This window comes from Actinophytocola sp., assembly GCF_035634895.1.
Classification (GTDB): Bacteria; Actinomycetota; Actinomycetes; order Mycobacteriales; family Pseudonocardiaceae; genus Actinophytocola.
Map to the genome: position 1 here is coordinate 1 of NZ_DASQCC010000207.1, position 21,563 is coordinate 21,563.

Sequence of the window (21,563 nt, forward strand, 5' to 3'; positions counted from 1 at the left end):
GCCGCGGCGACTACTGAGCCGGAAGCCGTCACAGGCGAGCCGGAAGCCGTCGTCGAGTCGGAAGCCGTCGTCGAGTCGGCGGATGCGCCCGCTGAAGCGATCGTGCCGGAGCTGGCGGCGACTGAGTCCGTGGCTGACATCGGGTCTGCCGATGCCGTCACCGCGCCGGAGTCGGTGGCTGTCGAGGAGGCCGCGACCGATGCCGAGTCGGGAGATGTGCCTGCTGAGGAGGTCGCGCCTCCGGAGTCCGCGATAGCCGTGGAGACCACGGCCGACGAGCCTGGCCCCACGGAGATCCCGGGCGACGCTCCACCTGCGCCCGCCGCCCCTGCGCTCCCGGCGGAGGCCGCTCCTCAAGCCGATGCTGCTCCTCAGGCCGATGCCGCTCTGCAAGCTGACGTCGCTTCGCGGGCCGATGCTGCTCTGCAAGCTGACGCCGTTTCGCAGGCCGATGCTGCTCCTCAAGCTGACGTCGCTTCGCGATCCGACTCTGCTCCTCAAGCTGACGTCGCTTCGCGATCCGACTCTGCTCCTCAAGCCGATGCAGCTCCGGATGCCGACGTCGCTTCGCAGGCCGGTGTCGTTTCGCGAGCCGATGCCGCTCCTCAAGCCGACGCTGCTCCTCAAACCGGGGCTGCTTCGCAGGCCGATGCCGCACCTCGCGCGGAGGCCGCGCCTCCCGCTTCGCCTGTGGAGGCGGCGCAATCCGCCCCGGCAGCGGAGACCTTCCCGGCCGCTTCGTCCCCGTCCGGCCCGGCCGTTTCGTCCGCGGAGGGCGGGTCACCCGCTTCGGGTGAGGCGCCGGTCGTCGACGCCTCCGCGGTTCGGCGGCGGCGGCCCGTTTCGTCGTGGTCGGAGGAGCCGGTCGGGCCGTCCTTGCCCAGTCCGCTTCGGCCCACCATTGAGCAGCCGCGCGGCTCTGGGCCGCGGCGGATGCCCAGGTTGTCCGCGATCTTCCCCGACGGGTTGATTCGTCGGCGGAACTTCGGGCCCGCCGAGGATGAGTGATCCCTTCGGCACCGCCGCTCTTCGGGAGTCGGTGCTTGCCGGGTGGCGCACTTCGCCCACTCGCCTTCGTGAGGACACCAACGCCGAGGAAGACCTCGTGCTCGGCGGGTACCGGGATCGGCTGCTGATCGAGCTCGCCCAGAACGCGGCCGACGCGGCCGGCGACGGCGGCCGGATCCGCGTGTCCCTCGTGGACAACGAACTTCGGGTCGCCAACACCGGTGAGCCCCTCACTCGCCAGGGCGTCGAGTCGCTCGCCTCCTTGCGGGCCTCCGCCAAGCAGCACGGGATCGGCCGGTTCGGAGTCGGGTTCGCCGCCGTGCTCACGGTTTCCGACGCCCCCCGGATCGTCTCGACCTCCGGTGCCATCGCCTTCGACGCCGCTCGCACGCGGGCCGAGGTCGGGGACGCGGACAGGGTTCCCGTTCTCCGGCTCGCCTGGCCCACCGACGAGACGCCTCCGGAGGGGTTCACCACCGAGGTCCGGCTTCCCCTCCGCGACGGGGTCGACGCCGCCCAACTCCTCGACGACTTCGCCGACCAGGCCGTCGACGTCCTGCTCTCCCTGGACGGCCTCGCCCGCATCGAGTTCGGCGACGCCACCTGGTGGCGCGAGGGCGACACCATCCACGGCCCCGACGGCGCCACTCGCTGGGTCATCGTGCGCGACCGCGGTGAGTTGCCGGCCGACACCGGACTCGGCGCCGAAGCCAGGCCACAGTGGACGGTCTGCTGGGCGCTGGAGGTCGACGAGGCCGGCGAACCCCTGCCACGCGACTCCGACGTCCTCCACGCGCCGACCCCCACCGACGAGCGGCTTTCCCTGCCCGCCAGGCTCATCGTCACGCTTCCCGTCGAGCCCTCGCGTCGCCGGGTCCGTCCCGGCCCGGCCACCGACCACGTGCTCGCGGCCGCGGCGCGTGCCTACCCGCGACTGCTCGACCAGCTCGACGAGCTCGCGCGGCCGAAGGCCGTGCCACTGCCGCGGTTTCCACTGTCCGAAGTGGACGAACAGGTGCGGCAGGCCGTGCTCGCCGAGCTGCGCGTCGCCCGCTGGCTGGCCCCGGCGATCGAGGGCCGGCCGCTCGCGCCGGCCGAAGCGCGGCTGCTTCCCGTGCCCAGCAAGGAGTTGGCCGACTCCGTCGCCGAGTATGTCCCTGGCCTGGTGGCGGCGGAGCTCGTCGAGCACGCCACCGCGCTCGCGGCACTCGACGTCGTCAGGCTCCGGCTGTCCGACGTGGTCGACCATCTCACCGGAGTCACCCGCCCGCCAACGGAATGGCGTGACCTCTACGTCGCGCTCGCCAAGATCGTCGACAACGACCCGTCGGCGCTCGACGACCTGGGCGGGTTGCCGGTCCCGCTCGTCGACGGCCGTACGGTGCCCGGACCGCGTGGCGTGCTCGTCTCCGACCTCGATCTGTCCAGTATGGAGGGTGTGAACGTCGTCCATCCCGACGCCGTGCACCCGCTCCTCGAACGCCTCGGCGCGAAACGTGGCGGTCCGGTCGACCTCCTCGCGTCCATGGCCGCGCGGGTCGAGCACAGCCTCGAGGACGCGGAGTCCGGTTTGGACACCGACCGGCTCGCGAACACGGTGCTCCGCCTCGTGTCCGAGGGTGGCGTCAGGTCGGGGGAGCTGCCGTGGCTCGGCGCGCTCGCCCTCCGCGCCGCCGACGGCGACTGGCGCCGGGCCGACGAACTGGCCCTCCCCGGCTCACGGTTCCTCGCCGTCCTCGACAAGAACTCGCCACTCGGCGTCCTGTCCGACGACATGGCCGAGCGGTGGACGCCCGAAACCCTTGCCGCGGTGGGCGTGCTCAACGGTTTCACGATCGTCACCGACGAGGCGCCCACCGGTCCCGACCACGACCTCGCCGACGAGGCCGACTGGTGGGACGACCAGCCGGAACCCCCGGTCCGCGTCGAGGCGATCCGCGACCTCGACCTGGTCGCCGACGACGTCTGGCCGGTCGCGATCCGTTTGCTGGCAAGCGATCCCGACACCTGGCGGGTCATGCGCACCGGCTACACCGCCTGGTGGATCGCACACCACGCACTCCTGGCCGGCGAGCCGCCGTCCCACTGGCGCCTCCCCGGCACGGCCGAGCTGACCGGCCTGTACGACGTGGCCCCGACCGACCTGGAGCCGGAGCTCCAGTCGCTGATGGGCGTTCGTGTCGAGCTGACCGTCGAGTCCACCGAAGACGCGGAAGAACTGCTCGACCGCCTGGCCGACCCAGCGCGAACCATCTCGCGCGGCATCACGCACCGCGCGTACACCTTCCTGGCGGAAGCGGTCCGGGACGACATCGTCGACCCGGCGTACGTCGACCCACCGGCCGAGGTACGCACGATCGACGGCGAGGTCACGGACAACGCCGCGGTACTGGACGCCCCGTGGCTGGCGCCGGTGACCGACGCGTACGTGGCCGTCGACTTCGACCTGGCCGAAGCGCTGGCCGAGCTGCTGGACATCCCGCTGGCGTCGGAGGCGGGCCAGGCGGCGCCGGAAAGCACCGGTGAGCTGGTCCACTGGTCCGACCTGGGCGCGGTGGTCGAGGCATGCGACCTGGCCGACCTGCCCGTGCCACAGGGTGGCCCGATCGTCCACACGCGACTGACGGTCGCCGGCCGCCAGGTCTCGTGGTGGGTCGACGACGAGATCGTCCACTGCGAGGACACGACCGAAGGTCTCGCGCGCGCCCTCGCCTGGACGACCGGCCGCTGGGAGGACCGCCACCTACTGGCCGCACTCCTGGACGACCCCGAGAACTATGTGTCCTGAGGCGGCAAGGGCTTCGCGCAGGCGTATTCGTCGTCCACCGACCGGCGTCCACCGACCGTCGTTCGCCTGCTGTCGTTCGCCTGTCGTCGTTCACCTGCTGTCGTTCACAACGGCATGCCGCGCGACCAGCGGGATCCTCGCGACGTCAACGGCCCACGAATGTCCCTTTCGCTCGGACTCACCGGGTGAAAGTTATCCACACCCCCCGCTGACCAGCGGGTTTGTCCGTACCGGCCGATACAATGGGACCGGGGCCGGCCCCCTGGGTTGGGTGGGGGACTGCCCACGCAACCAACTGTGTTCGCGTTGATCATGTGAATTGCTGATGTCTCATGATCGTGGGAGTGCCGTGCCCGTGGTGGAGTCTTGCCTGTGTTTGGTCGACTGACTCTGCTCATTGGTTCGGGGTGAATCTGTGTCCGTTGCTGAACGGGTGGCTGACCTGCGGCGTAGCTCGATCGGGGTGCCGGATCTGCGGGCTCGGCAGGGTCGTTGTTGGCGTTGACCGCGGCAGCGGTTCCCGCACGCCACCATCCCCACACCGGAACACCCACCCAACAGGACAAACGGCTTCGGGTGGGGGACTGCCCACGCAACCAACTGCGCCGCCGTTGATCAAGAAGAAAGTTCGGTCACAGGTTCCGTTGTGCGCCTCGGGCGCCGCGGCGTGACGCGCGTCGTTGCCAGATCATGATCGGCATGCCGAGCAGGCCCAGTCCGGTGCCAACGAGGGCCGTCCAGAGCCAGATCGGTGGGAACGCGTCGAACGCGTAGCGCGCTACCGCCAGCACGCAGGCCGCGACGAACCACGCCGCCGTTCCCACGTAGACCAGCGGCGGGAGGGCCAGCAACCGGTCGGACAGGGGCGGAGGTGACTTCTGTGTTTCGATTCGCGCTGCGGCTTTCCCTACGTCGGACACATACGCGAGGCTACCGGGCCATGGCGACACGGACAGCTGCCCTCGACCGCTTCTTCCGGATCTCGGAGCGCGAGTCCACCGTTGGCCGCGAGGTGCGCGGCGGGTTGGTCACCTTCGTGACGATGGCCTACATCGTCGTCCTCAACCCGTTGATCATCGGGAGCTTCGCCGGCGACCCGGCGCACACCGACAAGTTCGGTGGTTGGCTTCCCGCCGACCAGGTGGCGGCCGTCACGGCGCTGGTCGCGGCGGTCATGACGATCCTGTTCGGACTCGTCGCCAACTTTCCCTTCGCGATGGCGACCGGGCTGGGGATCAACGCCTTCCTGGCCGTCTCCATCGCCCCGCAGATGTCCTGGCCGGCCGCCATGGGGCTCGTGCTGGTCAACGGCGCCGTCGTCTGCGTCCTCGTCGTCACCGGGGTGCGGACGGCCGTGTTCAACGCCGTCCCGCCGGCCCTCAAGTCGGCCATCGCCGTCGGGATCGGGCTGTTCATCACGCTCATCGGGCTCGTCGACGCGGGCTTCGTCCGCCGGCTCCCCGACGCCGCCGACACGACGGTCCCGGTCGGGCTCGGGATCAACGGCTCCATCGCCTCGTGGCCCACGCTCACCTTCGTCGTCGGGCTCGTCCTCACCGGCATCCTCGTCGCCAAGCGGGTCAAGGGCGGCATCCTCATCGGCGTGATCGCGACCACCGTCTTCGCGATCGTCCTCGAGGCCATCGTGGACGCCGGGCCGTCGATGGGCACCAACCCCAAGGGCTGGAACCTCGGTTACCCGGCGCTGCCGGACCAGGTGGTCGACACGCCCAACCTGAGCCTCCTCGGCGACGTGAACTTCGACGCCTGGGTGCAGGTCCCGGTCATCACGGCCCTCCTGTTCGTCTTCACGCTCGTCCTCACCGACTTCTTCGACACCATCGGCACGATGACGGGCCTCGGCAAGGAGGCCGGCCTCCTCGACGAGGACGGCAGGCTGCCCAACACCGGCAAGGCCCTGTTCGTCGACGGCCTCGGCGCGGTCGCCGGCGGCGCCGCCAGTTCCAGCTCCAACACCGTCTACATCGAGTCCGCGGCCGGGATCGCCGAGGGCGCGCGGACGGGGCTCGCCAACATCGTCACCGGTCTGCTGTTCGTCGCGGCGATGTTCTTCACGCCGCTGTACAACTCGGTGCCGGTCGAGGCGGCCGCGCCCGCGCTGGTGATCGTCGGCGTGCTGATGATGGCGCAGATCAAGGAGATCGACTTCGGCGACTTCACCGTCGCGCTGCCGGCCTTCCTCACGATCGTGGTGATGCCGTTCACGTACTCGATCGCCAACGGTATCGGCGCCGGGTTCGTCAGCTACGTGTTGCTGCGCACGGCGACCGGCAAGGCACGCGGCATCCACCCGCTGATGTGGATCGTCGCCGTCGCGTTCGCGGTGTACTTCGCGATCGGGCCCATCCGTGATGCACTGAGTTGAGTGACTCCAGTCAACTCGTGAGGTATGCTAACAATGTGTCGAACGTGGAGCAGGACGTAGCCGTGGGCTCCCTGACCAGCCGGTTGCGGCTGGCCACGGTGCGGCTCAACCGCAGGCTTCGTGCCCAGCGAACCAGCTCCTCGATCACGCTCACCCAGCTGTCCGCACTCTTCTGTCTCCACAAATGTGGCCCGCTCACACCAGGTGAGCTCGCGGCCAAGGAGGTCGTCCAGCCCCCGTCCATGACCAGGGTGATCGCTGCTCTCGAGGAGCTCGGCTACGTCAGTCGTCGACCACATCCAAGTGACGGCCGTCAGGCCATCGTCGAGATCACCGAGGAGGGGAGCGCGCACATCCAGGCGGACATCTCCGCGCGCGAGGCATGGCTGGACAAGCGCCTCGCAGAGTTGACCGGGGAGGAGCGAGACCTGCTCTCCCGCGCGGCGGAGATCATCGACCGGATGGCGAGCCAACAGGATTAGTGGCAGACGAACAGAAGCGAGAACTCAGCACAGATTCCACCACCTCTCGAGCCGGCCTTGCCGAGGACTCGAGACCCGCGACCAAGCATCGGGGCATGTTCGGTGCCCTGCGGGTACGCAACTACCGGCTCTTCGCGTCCGGACAGATCGTCTCCAACGTCGGCACCTGGATGCAGCGCATCGCACAGGACTGGCTGGTCCTCGAACTCTCCGGCAAGAACCCCGTGGCGCTCGGCATCGCCGCGTCACTCCAGTTCCTGCCGACGCTCTTCCTGACACTGTGGGCCGGCGTGCTCGCCGACCGGGTGGACAAGCGCAAGCTGCTGATCCTCGTGCAGTCCGGCATGGCCGTCTGCGCCCTGGTGCTGGGACTGCTCGACGTCACCGGCCTGGTCGAGCTCTGGCAGGTGTACCTGCTGTGCCTGGTGTTCGGTGTCTTCACGGCGTTCGACCCGCCCGTGCGGCAGAGCTTCGTGGCCGAGATGGTCGGCCGCGACCACCTGGCCAACGCGGTGGCGCTGAACTCCTCGACGTTCAACCTGGCGCGGATCATCGGGCCGGCCATCGCCGGCGTGATGATCATCTGGACCGGGACCGGCTGGGTGTTCCTGGTGAACGCGCTGTCGACGCTGGCCGTGCTCACCGGGCTGTTCCGGATGAACCCGGCCGAGCTGCACCGGCCGGTGGTCGAGAAGCCGACCTCGGAACGCGGGTCACAGCTGCGTGAGGGCCTGCGGTACGTGCGGGGCCGGCCGGACATCGTCGCCGTGCTGGTGCTGGTGTTCTGTGTGAGCACGTTCGCGTTCACGTTCTTCACCACGCTGGCCATCGCGGCGGCCAACGTGTTCCACCGCGAGGCCGACGGGTACGGGCTGCTCTCCACGCTGCTCGCGGTCGGCAGCTTCATCGGCGCGCTGCTGGCCGTGCGGCGGAGCACGCGGCGCAAGCCAGGGCTGCCGCTGCTGGTCGGCGCCGGGTTCACGTTCGGGTTGCTGGAGGTCCTGGTCGGCGTGATGCCGACGTACCTGGCCTTCGGCCTCGCGTTGATCCCGTGCGGGCTCGCGATGATGACGTTCATGAACACGGCGAACAGCACGCTGCAGCTGTCGGTGGCGCCGGAGATGCGTGGGCGCGTGATGGCGCTGTACATGCTGGTCTTCATCGGCGGCAACCCGGTGGGCGCGCCCATGACCGGGTGGCTGGCGGCCGAGTTCGGCGGGCGGTCGCCGTTCATCGTCGGGGGCCTGATCGCGGCCGTCTCGACGGCGGTGTGCGGGTGGGTTCTCGCACGTCGCGGCGGCATCCGGGTACGGACGCGACTGCCGTGGGCGAGGCGCGCCCAGCCGGCGGCCACCCCCGAGCTTGCGCCCGTAGATTAAGTTAGGCTAACCTTAGCTCGTCGCTTCGTGGTGGGAGCGGCAGTCAGTTCGGGAACAGCGAGACCCCCGCTCCAACACGGCAGACGGCACTGCCGGAGCGGGGGTCTCGTCTATGCGTGGTGCCGTTGGTGCCTGGTGCGGGCGGCGTCGTACGCGGCCCGGAGCAGCTCACGCACCGCCGGCTCGGTCCGCCCGCCCGGGTTCACCACGGCGAGCCAGCCCTGCCTGGCGTAGACCGGGTGCGCGAACACGATGTCGGGGACGCTCGGGTCGCTGCCGGCCGGTTCACGCGGGGTGTGTCCGGTCCATCGCGTGAAGGCCTCGGTGCCGGCGAAGACGTTCACCCGGAAGGCTTCGGGCCGGTCGAGCCGTGACCGCGTGTCGTCGGGATAGTCCTTGGTCACGATCGTCGCGAACGGTTGGGTCCTCGGCACGACACCATCGGGTGCGTAGTAGAAGAAGGTGTCACCCCAGGCGATCTCCGGTGAACCGTCGCCCGGACCCGGCCGCAGCGTCAGGGTCCCGCCGAGCCCGTCGACGAAGGCGATGATCTCGTCAACACTCATGTCTTCCAGCATTACATTGAAGTGCTTGTGGAGACTTCAGCGTGGAAAGGCCGAGGTGGCGGGGTGGGAAGTCGCGAATGCGCACCGTAGACCTCGCTCGCCGGAGCGGGTACTCCGTGCAGCAGGTGCGCAACCTCGAGCGGGACGGCGTGCTGCCTCCGGCGGTGCGGACCCCGGCCGGCTACCGGACCTACGCCGAGCCGCACCTGCACGCCGCGCTGGCCTACCGGGCGCTCGCGGCCGGCGTCGGCCCGGTCGAGGCCAAGCGGATCATGCGGGCCGGGCCGGACATGCTCGCGCTTCTCGACGCGGCACACGCCCGGCTCCACACGGAGCGCCGGGAGCTGGACCTGGCCCGCCAGGCCGCCGAGGCCATCGCCGGCGAGCCGATCGCCGAGGTCCGGCCGGCGGACTCGATGACCGTCACCGAGCTCGCGGCCGCGCTCGGTGTGCGCGCGTCGACGCTGCGGCACTGGGACGCGGAAGGCCTCGTGGTGCCCCACCGGGACGCGCGGCGGTCGCGTCACTACGCCCCCGACCAGGTCCGCGACGCCCGCATAGTCCACCAGCTACGCAAGGCCGGCTACCGGATCGCCCCGCTGAGGGACCTGATGCCGCAACTGCGCCAGGCCCGGCGCGGCGAGGACCTGGCGAGCATCCTGGCCGGCCGCGACGCGAGCATCGACGCCCGGTCGCGTGCCCTGCTCGACGCCGCCGCCGCACTCTGCGCGGTGCTGGCCTACCGCGGTGTCGGCCAGGTGTGGACCGGCTCGTTGGCCTCGGACAGGTCGCGGTAGCGGGCCAGCATGCCGGCGAGTGCCTCGTCGCGGGTCAGGCCCTCGGACTCCAGGTGAGCGACCGCCTCGCGTTGCCACATCGAGCCGGTTCGCTGTGCCAGGCAGCGTTCCTCGATCACCCCGAGGTACCGCTCCCGCACCGAGTCCGTCACGCCGCACGCACGCAGGCCCTCGTGTGCCAGCGGCAGCAACCACCGCAGCACCAGCTCGGCCGGCGGCACCCAGCCGACGCCCGGCCAGTACAGCTGCGCGTCGAACGCGTGCCGCGCGCCCGCGTAGAGGTTCTCCTCCGCCGCCTGGAACGACATCTGTGTCCACACCGGACGGTCGGCTGTCGCCAGGGCGCGCTGGGCGCCGTAGAAGAACGCCGCGTTCGCGATCAGGTCGACCACCGTCGGGCCGGCCGGCAGCACCCGGTTCTCCACGCGCAGGTGCGGCACCCCGTCGGAGACGTCGTACACCGGCCGGTTCCAGCGCCAGATCGTGCCGTTGTGCAGGCGCAGCTCGGCCAGCCGGGGAGCCCGTCCGGCGGCGAGGGCCTCGAACGGGTCCTCGTCGTCGGTTTCCGGTAGCAGACCGGGGAAGTAGCGCACGTTCTCCTCGAACAGGTCGAAGATGGACGTGATCCATCGCTCGCCGAACCACACCCGCGGCCGCACGCCCTGGTTCTTCAGCTCCTCCGGCCGGGTGTCGGTCGCCTGCTGGAACAGCGGGATCCTGGTCTCGTGCCAGAGTGCCTTGCGCAGCAGGAAAGGCGAGTTCGCCGCGATCGCGACCTGAACACCGGCAAGGCACTGCGCCGCGTTCCAGTGGCCGGCGAAGGTCTCCGGCGGCACCTGGAGGTGCAGCTGCGCGGACGAGCACGCGGCCTCCGGCATGATCGAGTCCGCCGACCCGCGCAGCCGCTCGCCCCGCTGGCCGGGGATCGACGGGCCGTCCATGGCCAGCACCATGTCCTCGCCGCGGGCGGCGAAGATCTCCTCGTTCAGCAGGGCGTAGCGGTGGTTCTGCGACAGCCAGCGCGCCTTGAAGTGCTCGTCGCGCAACGTCGGCAGCATGCCGATCATCACGATGCCCGCGCCGGCGTCCTGCGCCTTGGCGTTGGCGTCCGCGAGCGACTCCCGCAGCTCCACCTCCAGCTCGTGCGGCTGCCCGTCCGACAGCGGACGCGGCAGCACGTTCAGCTCGATCGTGTGCTGTCCGAGCTCGGTGGTGAACGAGGGATCGTCGAGCTTCTCCAGCACCACGCTGTTCGCCATCGCCGGCTGGAGGCCGTCGTCGACGAGGTTCAGCTCGACCTCGAGTCCGATCCGCGGTGGCGAGGTGGAGAAGCCGCCTTCGGCGAGCATCCGCGCCAGGGCGTCCAGGCACCGCTGGACCTTGAGGCGATAACGTTGACGATCCGACCGGTCAAAGGTCTCGGTCGCGACATCCTGACCCATACCGCCCCTCCCGGCCGAACCGAACTGCTCGGCGTGCGAACGGAAGTTCAACCGTGACATACGCCCGAAGTTGTTACTAGGGGCCAAAAAGGTGCATCGATCGAGAATCCTTGTTACGCAGAGCAAAACACGTACTCGCATCACGTAACACGTCCCAGGGTGTGGAACCATTCAGGGGTGCTCGAGGTGACCGATCCAGACGACCCAAGGCTCGACGAATACCGTTTCCTGCGCACCGCCGACCGCAGGCCCGACCGGCCCGGCGGGCTCGGCCTGGTGATCGCGGAGGGTGTGGTCGCCGTCGGCCGCATGCTCGCGTCCCACTATCCGGTGCGGTCGATGCTCGGCGTGCGGCCCAAGCTGGAGAGACTGCCCATCGAGGACGTCGGCGCGCCGGTGTACGTCACGACCGCCGAGATCATGGCCGAGGTGATCGGGTTTCATCTCAACCGCGGCGTGCTGGCAATGGCCGGCCGCCCGGAGCCGCCGTCGGCAGTTGACGTCATCGCCGGCGCCCGGCGACTGGCCGTGCTGGAGGGCGTCGGCGACCACGAGAACCTCGGCGCGCTGTTCCGCAACGCGGCCGCGCTGGGGGTCGACGGCGTCCTTCTGGGCGCGGGCTGCGCGGACCCGCTGTACCGTCGCAGCGTGCGAGTCTCCATGGGACACGTGCTCGCCGTCCCGTTCACGACGCTGACGCCCTGGCCGGACGGGCTGAAGCTCTTGCGTGACAACGGCTTCTCTGTGATGGCGCTCACGCCGGCGGGGACTGTCGAACTGTCCTCAGTGTCCGTGCCCGCGAAGGCCGCGGTGCTCCTGGGCTCGGAAGGCCCTGGCCTGACACCGGAAGCGGTCGCGGCCTCGGACGTGGCGGTGCGCATCCCCATGTCCAGCGACGTGGACTCACTCAATGTGGCGACGGCCGGCGCGGTCGCCTTCTACGCGCTGAGCGCGACTCGGTAGTTTGCGGAGCGTGTCGATGTCGGGGATCCAGTTACGTGCGAACGGCGAACGTGCCGTGCTGGTGGACGGCGAGGGTTCGGCGGTGACCGAGCCGGCCCGGCTGCCGCTTGGCGCGGACCTGACCGACGCGCTCCACGAGTGGGCGAAGGTCGCCGCCGCCGTGGGCCGTGCCGAGCCGGGGCCCGGGGCGAGCCATGCGGTCGTGTCCCGGCGCGGCCTGCAGCTGGCGGGGCGGGTGGCGACGTCGTTGGGCGTGAACGTGCTGTACGTCGACCCGCTGTCCGGCGCGGAGTCGATGGTGGAGCCGTTGCGGCTGCCCCCGGAGGAGCGCCCGCCGCGCCCACCGCTGCCACCGGAGCCGGTGCCGTGGCCGACCGGGCTGGCGGTGACGGTGGCGAGCCTCGTGCTGACCGTCGTGACGGTGGTGACCCTGGCCGCGACTCTCGCGGAGACGTACTCGCTGCTGGCCCTTGCCTCGAACATCGTGGTGACGGCCGGGCTGCTGCCGTCACTGTGGCTGATCCACCGCCAGCAGATCTGGCGCTGGGTCTCCTACGGCGTGGCGGTGGGGCTGGGTCTGGCCTGGCTGGCCCTCCCGTTCGTGCTGTTCTGACGCCGCCGGCCGGCTGCCCCGAGGGATCCCCGGGGCAGCACGGTCAGGCCAGCGACTCCAGCCAGGTGCGGTGCAGGGCGGCGAAGCGGCCGCCGCGGCCCTCGATCAGGTCCTCGGGTGAGCCGTCCTCCACGATGCGGCCGCCCTCGACCACGAGCACCCGGTCCGCGATCAGGACTGTCGACAGGCGGTGGGCGATGATCAACGCGGTCCGGTCGGCCAGCACCGACTCCAGCGACCGCTGCACCGCCCGTTCCGTCGGCACGTCCAGGCTCGACGTCGCCTCGTCCAGGACCAGCACCGACGGGTCCGCCAGGAACGCGCGCGCGAACGCCACCATCTGCCGCTGACCGGCGGACAGCCGGCCGCCGCGCTTGCGGACGTCCGTGTCGTAGCCCTCCGGCAGCGCCTCGATGAAGTCCGCGCCCACCTCGGCCGCCGCCGCCTCGATCTCGGCCCGTGTCGCCGCCGGCCGGCCCAGCGCGATGTTGTCCGCCACCGAACCCGCGAACAGGAAGTTCTCCTGCGTGACCGTGACGACCTCGTGCCGCAGTTCGGTGTCCGCCAGGTCCCGCAGCGAGACGCCGTCGAGCAGCACCGCGCCCGCCGACGGGTCGTAGAACCGCCCGACCAGCTTCGCGATCGTCGACTTCCCCGCACCCGTCGCACCCACCAGCGCGACCGTCTGACCCGCGGGGATGTGCAGGTCGAACGTCGGCAGCACCACCGGCGTGGTCGGCGCGTACCGGAACTCCACGCCCGCGAAGTCGATCCCGCGGCCGGACGTCCTGGCCGGGAGAGCCTGGGGAGCCTCGGGCTCCACCACCGTCGGCTCCTCCTCCAGCACGCCCGAGATCTTCTCCAGCGCCGCGATCGCCGACGTGTAGGAGTTCGCGAACATCGCGAGCTCGTCCAGCGGGTCGTAGAACCGGCGCAGGTACAGGGTGAACGCCGTCAGCACGCCCAGCTCCAGCCCGCCGTCGATCACCCGGACCGCGCCGATCGCCAGCACCAGGGCGAGCGACAGGTTGCCCACCCACCGGACGGTCATCGTGAACCGCGCGACCACGACCAGGGCCTGCTTGTTCGCCTCGCGGAAGCGGTCGTTCAGCTCGGCCATGATCTTCTCGTTGCGGTCCTCGCGGCGGAACGCCTGCACGGCCCGCATGCCGTTCATGGTCTCCACGAACTGCACGATGATCTTCGCGATCGCGCCGCGGGTGCTCCGGTACGCGTGCCGCGAGCTGAGGTAGAACCACCTGGTCACCCAGATCAACGGCACCAGGCCGGCCAGCACGATCAGCGCCAGCGGCACGTCGAGCACGAGCAGCATCACCGCGATGCCCACCACTGACAGGACCGCCGTCAGCAGGCCGTCGATGCCGTCCTCCAGCAGGTCGTGCAGCGAGTCGATGTCGCTGGTCATCCGCGAGATGACCTTGCCGGACGTGTACTTCTCGTGGAACGCGATCGACAGCCGCTGCGCGTGGCGGAAGATCCGCTGCCGCAGGTCGACCAGCACGTCCTGGCCGAACCGGCCGGCGACCTTGAGGAACGCGAACCGCGTGCCCGCCGAGCCCAGCCCCGACGCCAGGTACACCCCGACGCACCAGGCCAGCACCGTCGTGTCGCCCCTGAGGGCGTCCGGGATGCCGGTGTCGATGGCGACCGCGATCACGACCGGGCCGGCCAGCGTCAGCAGGTTCTCCAGCACCACCACGGCGAGCGCAAGCAGCGCCGTGCCCAGCCGGGGCCGAACCAGCGAGACGAGCAGCCGGCGGGACCGCTTCTGCAGGCGGCTGCCGACCAGCGCGTTCAGCTCCTCGTTGTCCTCGGCGGCTACTCCGCGCCAGTCCTCTTCCGTCGGGGTGCTCATGCGACCACCTCGTCCCGCTCGTCGTCCATGGTGGACAGCAGGGACCGGTACTTCTCGTTCGTGGCAAGCAGGTCCGAGTGCCGGCCGACCGCGGTGATCCGGCCGTCGGACAGCATCGCGACCCGGTCCGCCAGCTGGACCGTGCTCGGGCGGTGCGCCACCACGAGGCCGGTGACGTCGCTCAGGACGCTGCGCAGCGCGTGCTCGACCTCCGCCTCGGTGTGCACGTCCAGAGCGGACAGCGGGTCGTCCAGCACCAGCACCGACGGCCGGCCGACCACCGCGCGGGCCAGCGCCAGCCGCTGTCGCTGCCCGCCGGACAGCGACAGCCCCTGCTCGCCGATGCGGGTGTCGAGGCCCCACGGCAGGTCCTCGACGAAGTCCGCCGACGCGACCTGAAGCGCCTGCCGCACGTCGGCTTCCGTCGCCTGGGTGGCGCCGAGCGCGACGTTCTCGCGCACGCTGGCGGAGAACAGCACCGGCTCCTCGAACGCGGTCGCGACCGTGTCCCGCAGGTCCGTGAGGTCCAGGTCGCGCACGTCGACGCCGTCGACGGTGATCCGGCCGCCGGTGACGTCCGCGAGCCGCCCGACCAGCGCGGTCAGGGTCGTCTTGCCGGAGCCGGTGGCGCCGACCAGCGCGACCGTCTCGCCGGGCCGCAGGTCGAGGTTGACCCCCTTGAGGACCTCCTCGTCGGCGCCCGGGTACGCGAAGCTGACGTTCTCGAACCGGACGTGCCCGCGGCCGTTCGCCGGGAGCTTGCGCGGTTCCGCGGGGCTGGTGATCGTCACCTCGGCGTCCCGGACCTCCCAGTAGCGGGCGGCCGCGGTCGCGGCCTGGTTGGACTCGGCGAGCAGCCAGCCGATCGAGTCGGTCGGCCAGCGCAGGTAGGTGGCGACCGCGACGCCGGCGACCAGCGTGCCGACGGTCATCGACCCGTCGACGATCGCGAACGTGCCGAACAGCAACTGGCCGCCGATGGCGATCTCCGGCAGCACGATGATCGCCGCCCAGAGCAGGCCGACCGTGTGCACCTTGCGCAGCTCGGTCTTCCGGAGTTCGCGGGCCTCCCGCGTGAACTTGTCGGCCAGGTGCCGCCCACGCCCGAACGCCTTGAGCACGCGGATGCCGAGCACCGACTCCTCGACGGTCGTGGCGAGGTCGCCGGTCTGGTCCTGGGCGCGGCGGGCGAGGACCGCGTACTTCGACTCGTACAGCGTGGAGATGCCGATCAGCGGCGCCGCGCACACCAGCGAGATGAGGCCGAGGATCGGGGACAGGAAGAACAGGACGACGAGCCCGACCACCAGCGTCACGCTGTTGACCACCAGGAAGATGAACGCGAACGCGATGAACCGTCTCAGGGTCGACAGGTCGGACACGGCCCTGGACAGCAGTTGGCCGGACTGCCACCGGTCGTGGAACGCGATCGGCAGTCGCTGCAGGTGGTGGTAGAGGTCGTCGCGCAGGCGGGCCTCGACCGTGGTGCTGGGCTCGGCGATCATCCGGCGGCGAAGGTAGAACAGGACGGCCTCACCGGTGCCGAGCACGGCGACGGCGATGATGAGTATGGCCAGGTCGTCGGTGGTCCGGTGCGCGACGGGTCCGTCCAGGATGCGCTGGATCAGCAGCGGGATGGACAGCCCGCACGCGAGCGCGCCGAACGTCGCCACCCCGGAGCCGATCATGCGGCCGCGGACCGGTCTGAGGTATTCACCGAGTCGCCGTAGTGCGTGGATGTTCGTGCTACGGGCAGGTTGACGTGACTGAGTTGTGCTCATGATCTCCCCACGGTGCCTCTCTCGACGGTAGGCGAGCGGCTCCGGAACGGCATCTGGTTTTCCCGACCTCCCACCCCCAACCCTGCGCCCTCAACCACACTGGAGGTCAACCCTGCGGGATCATTCGGACATGACACGACCGGAAGCGGTCCGCTTCCTACGGACCCAGGCGACGATGGCGTTCCCCGAGGGTCGGCTGCTGGCACTGCGGGAAGGCCAGCTGTACGTACTGGCCCCGGACGGCTGGACCCGCCTGCGCACCGAACGTCCCCGCGGCTCCACCTGGCTGACCCGCGAGGAGGCCGAGGACTGGTGCGAGAACCAGGCCTGGCCCCTCCACCTCCTGAACGAGGTCCCCCACCCCGGCCACGTCTAACCCGCCCCACCCGCGAGTCCCGCGTTCAAACACCGCGAGTCCCGCGTTCACACATGGCGAGTTGCGGTTTCGTGCAGATCACGTCTGCACGAAACCGCAACTCGGTGTGTCCGAACGCGGGACTCGCGAGGGTTCAGCGGTTGCTGCGGGTGCCCAGTAGGACGTCTTCCCAGGACGGGACGCTGGGACGGGCCTTGCGGCCCTTCTTCTTCGGGGCCGGCGCGGGTGGTGCCGGGGCAGCCTTCGCGGCTGGTTCTTGTGGGGTTGTTTCCTCGGGCATGATGGTCGGGATGGCCTGCTGGCCGGGCTCCTCTTCTGCTGGCGCGGCCGGGCTTGCTGCTGGCGAGGCGGTGCCTGCCACGGCCGGTTCGTTCTGGGTCGACTTGGTCGGGCGCCCTGGGCGCGACTGGGTGGTTTCCGATGCCGGTGGGGACGGCGGGGAAGTCTTCGCCGCCGGCTCGGCAGTGCCAGCCGGGGACTTGGTGGTGCCGGTCGAGGGCTTGGCAGTGCCGGCTGGGGAATCGGCGGTGCCAGCCGGGGCACTGGCGGTGCCGGCCGCGGGCTTGGCGGTGCTGGCCGGTGAATCCGTGGTGCCGGCCGGGGGCTCGGTCACCGTTGCGTGAGCGGCGATCTCGGCCGATTCGTCGGCGGCCTTCTTCGCTGCGGCTTCCTTGGCGGAGGTGCCTTGGGCGGCGCGCTCGGCAGTCTCCTTGGCCGCGGCATCCTTCGCGGCGGCCTCGCGGGCTGCCTCCTTGGTTGCAGCTTCCTTGGTTGCAGCTTCCTTGGCGGCGGCCTCTTGAGCTGCGGCCTCTTGAGCTGCGGCTTCGCGCTCGACGGTCTCGCGGGCCTCCTTGTCGGCGGCTTCCTTGTCGGCGGCTTCGCGTGCTGCCGCTTCGCGCGCCTCGGCCTCGCGGGCGGCCGCTTCCCGGGCCGCTGCCTCACGCGCCGCTGCCTCACGGGCTTCGGCTTCGCGGGCTTCCTTGTCGGCGGCCTCGCGAGCGGCGGCTTCCTTGGCGGCTGCTTCTCGGGCCGCGGCTTCCTTCGCGGCGACCTCCCGCTCAGCCGCCTCCCGCTCAGCGGCCTCGCGTGCCGCCTGCTCGGCGGCTTCGCGCTCGGCGGCTTCGCGAGCGGCGACCTCGCGCGCCGCCGCTTCCTGCTCAGCGGCTTTGCGCGCGGCCTCCTGAGCCGCCGCTTCCCGGGCGGCAGCCTCACGGGCCGCTGCCTCATGGGCAACAGCCTCACGTGCGGCAGTCTCGCGTGCGACAGTCTCGCGTGCGACAGCGTCGCGGGCAGCAGCGTCGCGGGCAGCAGCTTCACGAGCAGCAGCTTCACGAGCGGCTGCGTCGCGGGCGGCTGCCTCTCGGGCGGCGGCTTCGCGCGCCGCGGCCTCACGGGAAGGGCCGGCGGTCTCCTGGCCTGGGCTGTACGGGTCGTGATAGCCGGCGCGGGCAGGCGGGGGCGCGGCCGGGTCCTGGCGGTAGTCCTGCGGGTACTGCCGGTACACCTCGTGCTCGGGGATCGGCCGGTACGGCTCCGGGTGGCGCGAGTACCGGTACGGGTCGTCCACCGGCAGTTCCTGCTGCTCGGGGGCGCCGCCGGTCAGCTCGAAGTCCTGGACGTAGTCCGGCTCCTCGCGCCGTGACTCCTCGGTCCGGCGGGGTGAGTCGCCGCCGTTGACGGCCTGGCGCCGGACGTCGGACACCTGCAGCGCCTGCGCGGCCAGCTCCGTCACCGGGCGGACGGTGCGCAGCTGCCGGTTCGGGTTCGGGTCCATCAGGTCCAGGGCGTGATCGTCCAGTGGCGTCACGGTGCCGCCGTGGGCGCCGGGGTGAAACGACCAGTGGGCGTGGTTGTTCGAGCGGCCCGCGGTCCACGTGAGCTGGACGACCCACTTGCCGTCCTCGCCCTTCCACGAGTCCCACACGGCGGCCAGGTAGTCCTGGCCGCGCGCGACGAAGGCCTGGGAGACGACCTCGCCCAGCTCCTGCACGTCGGGCCCGTCCTCGCGCACGGGGTGCGCACGCTGCGCCAGCTCGGCGGTGCGCGACCGCTCGAGCAGGACAGGGTACGCGAAGCGCTCCACCTTCTCCGGTGGCACGCCGGCCGCGGCCGCGACCTGCTCTACTGACTCTCCCGCACGGATGCGGGACTGGATCTCACGAGGACGCATCTGGCTCTCCAGCTCGATGGCGATCTGGCCGAGTCGGGTGATGTCTCCTCTGGCCGCCGCACGCAGTCGCTCGTCCGCTGGGACCTGGAAACGTTCGCCGCGGTCGGACTCGAGGATGACGATCTTGCCATCCTCCCCGAGCCCCACGACCCGCAGCGCACGCATCGCGGCCTCCTCGAGCGACCTGAACAGACTTCACCTCGCCAGCTGCTCACGTTAGTTCGGCGAGTCCTCTTGACGTGCTAGGCGCGCCGAGTACCGTTCAGGATCTTGCCTGCTAGCGGGTCACCCACGCCAGGGCAGTCCGGTGATCTTCTCGTAGGCGTCGACGTAGCGCGCGCGGGTCGCCGCGACCACCTCCGCGGGAATCTCCGGCGCGGGTGGGTTCTTGTCCCAACCCGTGCTCACCGCCCAGTCGCGCACGAACTGCTTGTCGTACGCGTGTTGCGGACGCCCCGGCGCCCACTCGGCCGCGGGCCAGAACCGGGACGAGTCCGGGGTCAGCACCTCGTCCGCCAGCGTCAGCACGCCGGCACTGTCCACACCGAACTCCAGCTTGGTGTCCGCGACGATGATCCCGTTCTCGGCGGCACGGGCGGCGCCCCGGCGGTACACCTCCAGCGTCAGGTCCCGCAGCCGCGTGGCCGTCGACAGGCCGACGGCCGCGGCAACGTCCTCGAACGTCGCGGGGGCGTCGTGACCACCGTCGGACACCTTGGTCGTCGGCGTGAAGACCGGCTCGGCCAGCCGGGAGCCCTCGACGAGCCCGCGCGGCAGCGGCACACCGGAGACCGCGCCGGTCGCCTGGTACTCCTTGAGGCCGGAGCCGGCCAGGTACCCGCGGGCGATGCACTCGAACGGCACCATCTCCAGGCGCCGGCAGCGCACGGCCCGGCCCTCGAACTCCGGCGGCACGTCGGTCGCCGACACCAGGTGGTTGGGCACGATGTCGGCCAGCCGGGCGAACCACCACACGGACAGCTGCGTCAGGAGGGCGCCCTTGTCCGGGATGGGTGTCGGCAGCACGACGTCGTACACCGACACCCGGTCCGAGGCCACCAGCAGCAGGTCGTCGCCGTCCGTGTAGATCTCGCGGACCTTGCCGCTGTAGACGTGTTGCATCGCTAGATGCGCTCCACCAGCCAGTCGACGCACTTCGTCAGCGCGGTGACGTCGTCCGGGTCGACGGCCGGGTACGTCGCGACGCGCAGCTGGTTGCGGCCCAGCTTGCGGTACGGCTCGACGTCGACGATCCCGTTGGCCCGCAACGCCTTGGCGATCACGGCGGCGTCGGTGCCCTCCGCGAAGTCGATCGTGGCGACGACGTTCGACCGGTGCGCCGGGCTCGCCACGAACGGCGTCGCGAACTCCGACGCGTCGGCCCAGTCGTAGAGGCGGCGGGCCGACTCCGCGGAGCGGCCGACCGTCCAGGGGAGGCCGCCGTTGGACAGCATCCAGTCGAGCTGGTCGGCCATCAGGAACAGCGTGGCGATGGACGGCGTGTTGTACGTCTGGTCCTTGAGCGAGTTCTCCAGCGCCGTCGGCAGGGACAGGAACTCCGGCACCCAGCGGCCGTTCGCGCCGATCTCCGCGACCCGCTCCAGCGCGACCGGGCTCATGAGCGCGAACCACAGGCCGCCGTCGGACGCGAAGCCCTTCTGCGGCGCGAAGTAGTACACGTCGTAGTCCTCAGCGTCGACCGGCAGGCCGGCCGCCGCGGAGGTCGCGTCGATCGCGACCAGCGCCGAGTCCGAACCGGACGGCCGGGACACCGGCACGGCCACCCCGGTCGAGGTCTCGTTGTGCGCCCAGCCGACCACGTCCGCGCCCTCGGCGTAGGCGATCTCCGGCGCGGTGCCCGCCTCGGCCTTCACGACCACGGGTTCCTTGAGGTAGGGCGTGGTCACGGCCTTGGCGAACTTCGAGGAGAACTCACCGAACGTGAACGCCTGCGCCTGCTCGCGCACCAGGCCGAACGCCAGTGCGTCCCAGAACGCCGTGGTGCCGCCGTTGCCCAGCACGACCTCGTAGTCCTCGGGCAGCGAGAACAGCTCGCGCAGACCGGAGCGAACCCGTCCGACCAGCGACTTCACCGGCTTCTGGCGGTGTGACGTGCCCAGCAGCGCGCCACCCTCGGCGGCGAGCCTGGCGAGCTGCTCGGGCCGCACCTTGGACGGACCGGAGCCGAACCGGCCGTCGGCGGGCTTGATGTCGGCGGGAAGCACTAGTTCGGTCGAGGTCTGCGTCATAGGACGGCTTCTCTCCACGTGAGGGGGTCATCGGGGCGGCGCCGTTGCCACCCGTCAGTCTCCCTCACGGGCTGCGAGCATGACTTGGGGGCCGGTGGTGTCCTGCGCCACTGCGGTTGGTGCGGGCGGCAGCTTCACCGTCACCCACAGTCCACCGCCCGGGTTCGGCGTCGCCGACACGCCACCGTCGTGCGCGTGTGCGACCGAGCGGACGATCGAGAGGCCCAGGCCGGCGCCGGTGCGGTGGGCCGTGCGGTCCCGGTCGAGCCGGCGGAACGGCTCGAACAGGGCGTTCACCTGGTCGGGTGGGACTTTCGGGCCGGTGTTGACGACCACGAGCGCCGGATGCTCGCCGACCTCGACGGTGACCGAGCCACCACGCGAGTTGTAGTGGATCGCGTTCTGCACGAGGTTCGTGACCAGGCGTTCCAGCAGCTCGGGGTCGCCGGGCACGGTCCGCGGGGCGAGCCGCGGGGTCAGCGTGACGCCGGCGTCGTCGGCCAGGTGGCGGGTGCCGTCCAGGACCGAGACCACCACCTGGTCGAGCCGGACCGGCACCCGGCTGCTGAGGCCTCGATCACTCCGTGCGAGCAGTAGCAGTCCCTCGATCAGGCGCTCGGTGCGCTCGTTCGTGTGGAGCAGGTGCGAGCCGAGCCGCATGAGCTCAGGGCTGGCGGTCGGGTCGGC

The 21,563-nt window shown here is 70.8% G+C and carries 18 protein-coding genes; 8 read left to right on the plus strand and 10 right to left on the minus strand.

What is annotated here, in order from left to right; genetic code table 11:
* Positions 1 to 627, minus strand: a 627-nt coding sequence (locus VET29_RS31065) for a hypothetical protein (RefSeq protein ID WP_324927142.1), incomplete at its 3' end; no start/stop codon positions are given.
* A gap of 373 nt (positions 628 to 1,000) precedes the next feature.
* Between VET29_RS31065 and VET29_RS31070 the strand changes: the two genes are divergently transcribed.
* Positions 1,001 to 3,796 (plus strand): sacsin N-terminal ATP-binding-like domain-containing protein, encoded by a 2,796-nt coding sequence (locus tag VET29_RS31070; protein WP_324927145.1) that lies wholly within the window; start codon positions 1,001 to 1,003, stop codon positions 3,794 to 3,796.
* 632 nt (positions 3,797 to 4,428) lie between these two features.
* Here VET29_RS31070 and VET29_RS31075 read toward each other — a convergent pair.
* Positions 4,429 to 4,716, minus strand: coding sequence for a DUF2530 domain-containing protein (locus tag VET29_RS31075; protein ID WP_324927148.1), 288 nt, complete (start codon positions 4,714 to 4,716; stop codon positions 4,429 to 4,431).
* Between the two features lie 20 nt (positions 4,717 to 4,736).
* Between VET29_RS31075 and VET29_RS31080 the strand changes: the two genes are divergently transcribed.
* The 3 genes from VET29_RS31080 (at position 4,737) to VET29_RS31090 (ending at position 8,043) form a co-directional block, all read left to right on the plus strand.
* Positions 4,737 to 6,182 (plus strand): NCS2 family permease, encoded by a 1,446-nt coding sequence (locus tag VET29_RS31080; RefSeq protein WP_324927152.1) that lies wholly within the window; start codon positions 4,737 to 4,739, stop codon positions 6,180 to 6,182.
* Between the two features lie 44 nt (positions 6,183 to 6,226).
* Positions 6,227 to 6,664, plus strand: a complete 438-nt coding sequence (locus tag VET29_RS31085; RefSeq protein ID WP_324927193.1) for a MarR family transcriptional regulator — start codon at positions 6,227 to 6,229, stop codon at positions 6,662 to 6,664.
* Between the two features lie 95 nt (positions 6,665 to 6,759).
* Entirely contained in the window at positions 6,760 to 8,043 is a 1,284-nt protein-coding gene (locus VET29_RS31090; RefSeq protein WP_324927155.1) for an MFS transporter, read from the plus strand.
* 110 nt (positions 8,044 to 8,153) lie between these two features.
* Here VET29_RS31090 and VET29_RS31095 read toward each other — a convergent pair whose 3' ends face one another.
* Positions 8,154 to 8,609, minus strand: a complete 456-nt coding sequence (locus VET29_RS31095) for a DUF6194 family protein (protein WP_324927158.1) — start codon at positions 8,607 to 8,609, stop codon at positions 8,154 to 8,156.
* Positions 8,610 to 8,686: 77 nt separating this feature from the next.
* Here VET29_RS31095 and VET29_RS31100 point away from each other — a divergent pair, with 77 nt between their 5' ends.
* Positions 8,687 to 9,406: a MerR family transcriptional regulator gene (locus VET29_RS31100; RefSeq protein WP_324927161.1), complete on the plus strand. Its 720-nt coding sequence runs from the start codon at positions 8,687 to 8,689 to the stop codon at positions 9,404 to 9,406.
* Here the strand turns inward: VET29_RS31100 and VET29_RS31105 are convergent.
* Positions 9,349 to 10,848, minus strand: coding sequence for a glutamate-cysteine ligase family protein (locus tag VET29_RS31105; RefSeq protein ID WP_324927164.1), 1,500 nt, complete (start codon positions 10,846 to 10,848; stop codon positions 9,349 to 9,351). The two genes, VET29_RS31100 and VET29_RS31105, sit on opposite strands and share 58 nt — an antisense overlap.
* A gap of 177 nt (positions 10,849 to 11,025) precedes the next feature.
* Here VET29_RS31105 and VET29_RS31110 point away from each other — a divergent pair, with 177 nt between their 5' ends.
* A complete protein-coding gene (locus tag VET29_RS31110; protein ID WP_414636670.1) occupies positions 11,026 to 11,811 on the plus strand; it encodes a TrmH family RNA methyltransferase in 786 nt (261 codons plus the stop codon).
* A 16-nt stretch (positions 11,812 to 11,827) separates the two neighbouring features.
* A complete protein-coding gene (locus VET29_RS31115; protein WP_324927170.1) occupies positions 11,828 to 12,424 on the plus strand; it encodes a DUF2537 domain-containing protein in 597 nt (198 codons plus the stop codon).
* Positions 12,425 to 12,467: 43 nt separating this feature from the next.
* Here VET29_RS31115 and VET29_RS31120 read toward each other — a convergent pair whose 3' ends face one another.
* Positions 12,468 to 14,300: an ABC transporter ATP-binding protein gene (locus VET29_RS31120; RefSeq protein WP_324927173.1), complete on the minus strand. Its 1,833-nt coding sequence runs from the start codon at positions 14,298 to 14,300 to the stop codon at positions 12,468 to 12,470.
* Positions 14,297 to 15,988, minus strand: a complete 1,692-nt coding sequence (locus VET29_RS31125; protein WP_324927175.1) for an ABC transporter ATP-binding protein — start codon at positions 15,986 to 15,988, stop codon at positions 14,297 to 14,299. The genes VET29_RS31120 and VET29_RS31125 overlap by 4 nt, the downstream gene beginning before the upstream one ends.
* 223 nt (positions 15,989 to 16,211) lie before the next feature.
* Here VET29_RS31125 and VET29_RS31130 point away from each other — a divergent pair, with 223 nt between their 5' ends.
* Entirely contained in the window at positions 16,212 to 16,457 is a 246-nt protein-coding gene (locus VET29_RS31130; protein WP_324927178.1) for a hypothetical protein, read from the plus strand.
* Between the two features lie 133 nt (positions 16,458 to 16,590).
* Here VET29_RS31130 and sepH read toward each other — a convergent pair whose 3' ends face one another.
* From sepH to VET29_RS31150, 4 genes are all read right to left on the minus strand, one after another.
* On the minus strand, positions 16,591 to 18,792 hold the full coding sequence (sepH, locus tag VET29_RS31135; RefSeq protein WP_324927181.1) for a septation protein SepH: 2,202 nt from the start codon (positions 18,790 to 18,792) through the stop codon (positions 16,591 to 16,593).
* Between the two features lie 120 nt (positions 18,793 to 18,912).
* Positions 18,913 to 19,749, minus strand: coding sequence for a phosphoribosylaminoimidazolesuccinocarboxamide synthase (locus tag VET29_RS31140; RefSeq protein ID WP_324927184.1), 837 nt, complete (start codon positions 19,747 to 19,749; stop codon positions 18,913 to 18,915).
* Positions 19,750 to 19,751: 2 nt separating this feature from the next.
* Positions 19,752 to 20,876, minus strand: a complete 1,125-nt coding sequence (serC, locus tag VET29_RS31145; protein ID WP_324927187.1) for a phosphoserine transaminase — start codon at positions 20,874 to 20,876, stop codon at positions 19,752 to 19,754.
* A gap of 54 nt (positions 20,877 to 20,930) precedes the next feature.
* On the minus strand, positions 20,931 to 21,563 hold a 633-nt coding region (locus VET29_RS31150; RefSeq protein ID WP_324927190.1), incomplete at its 5' end, for a HAMP domain-containing sensor histidine kinase.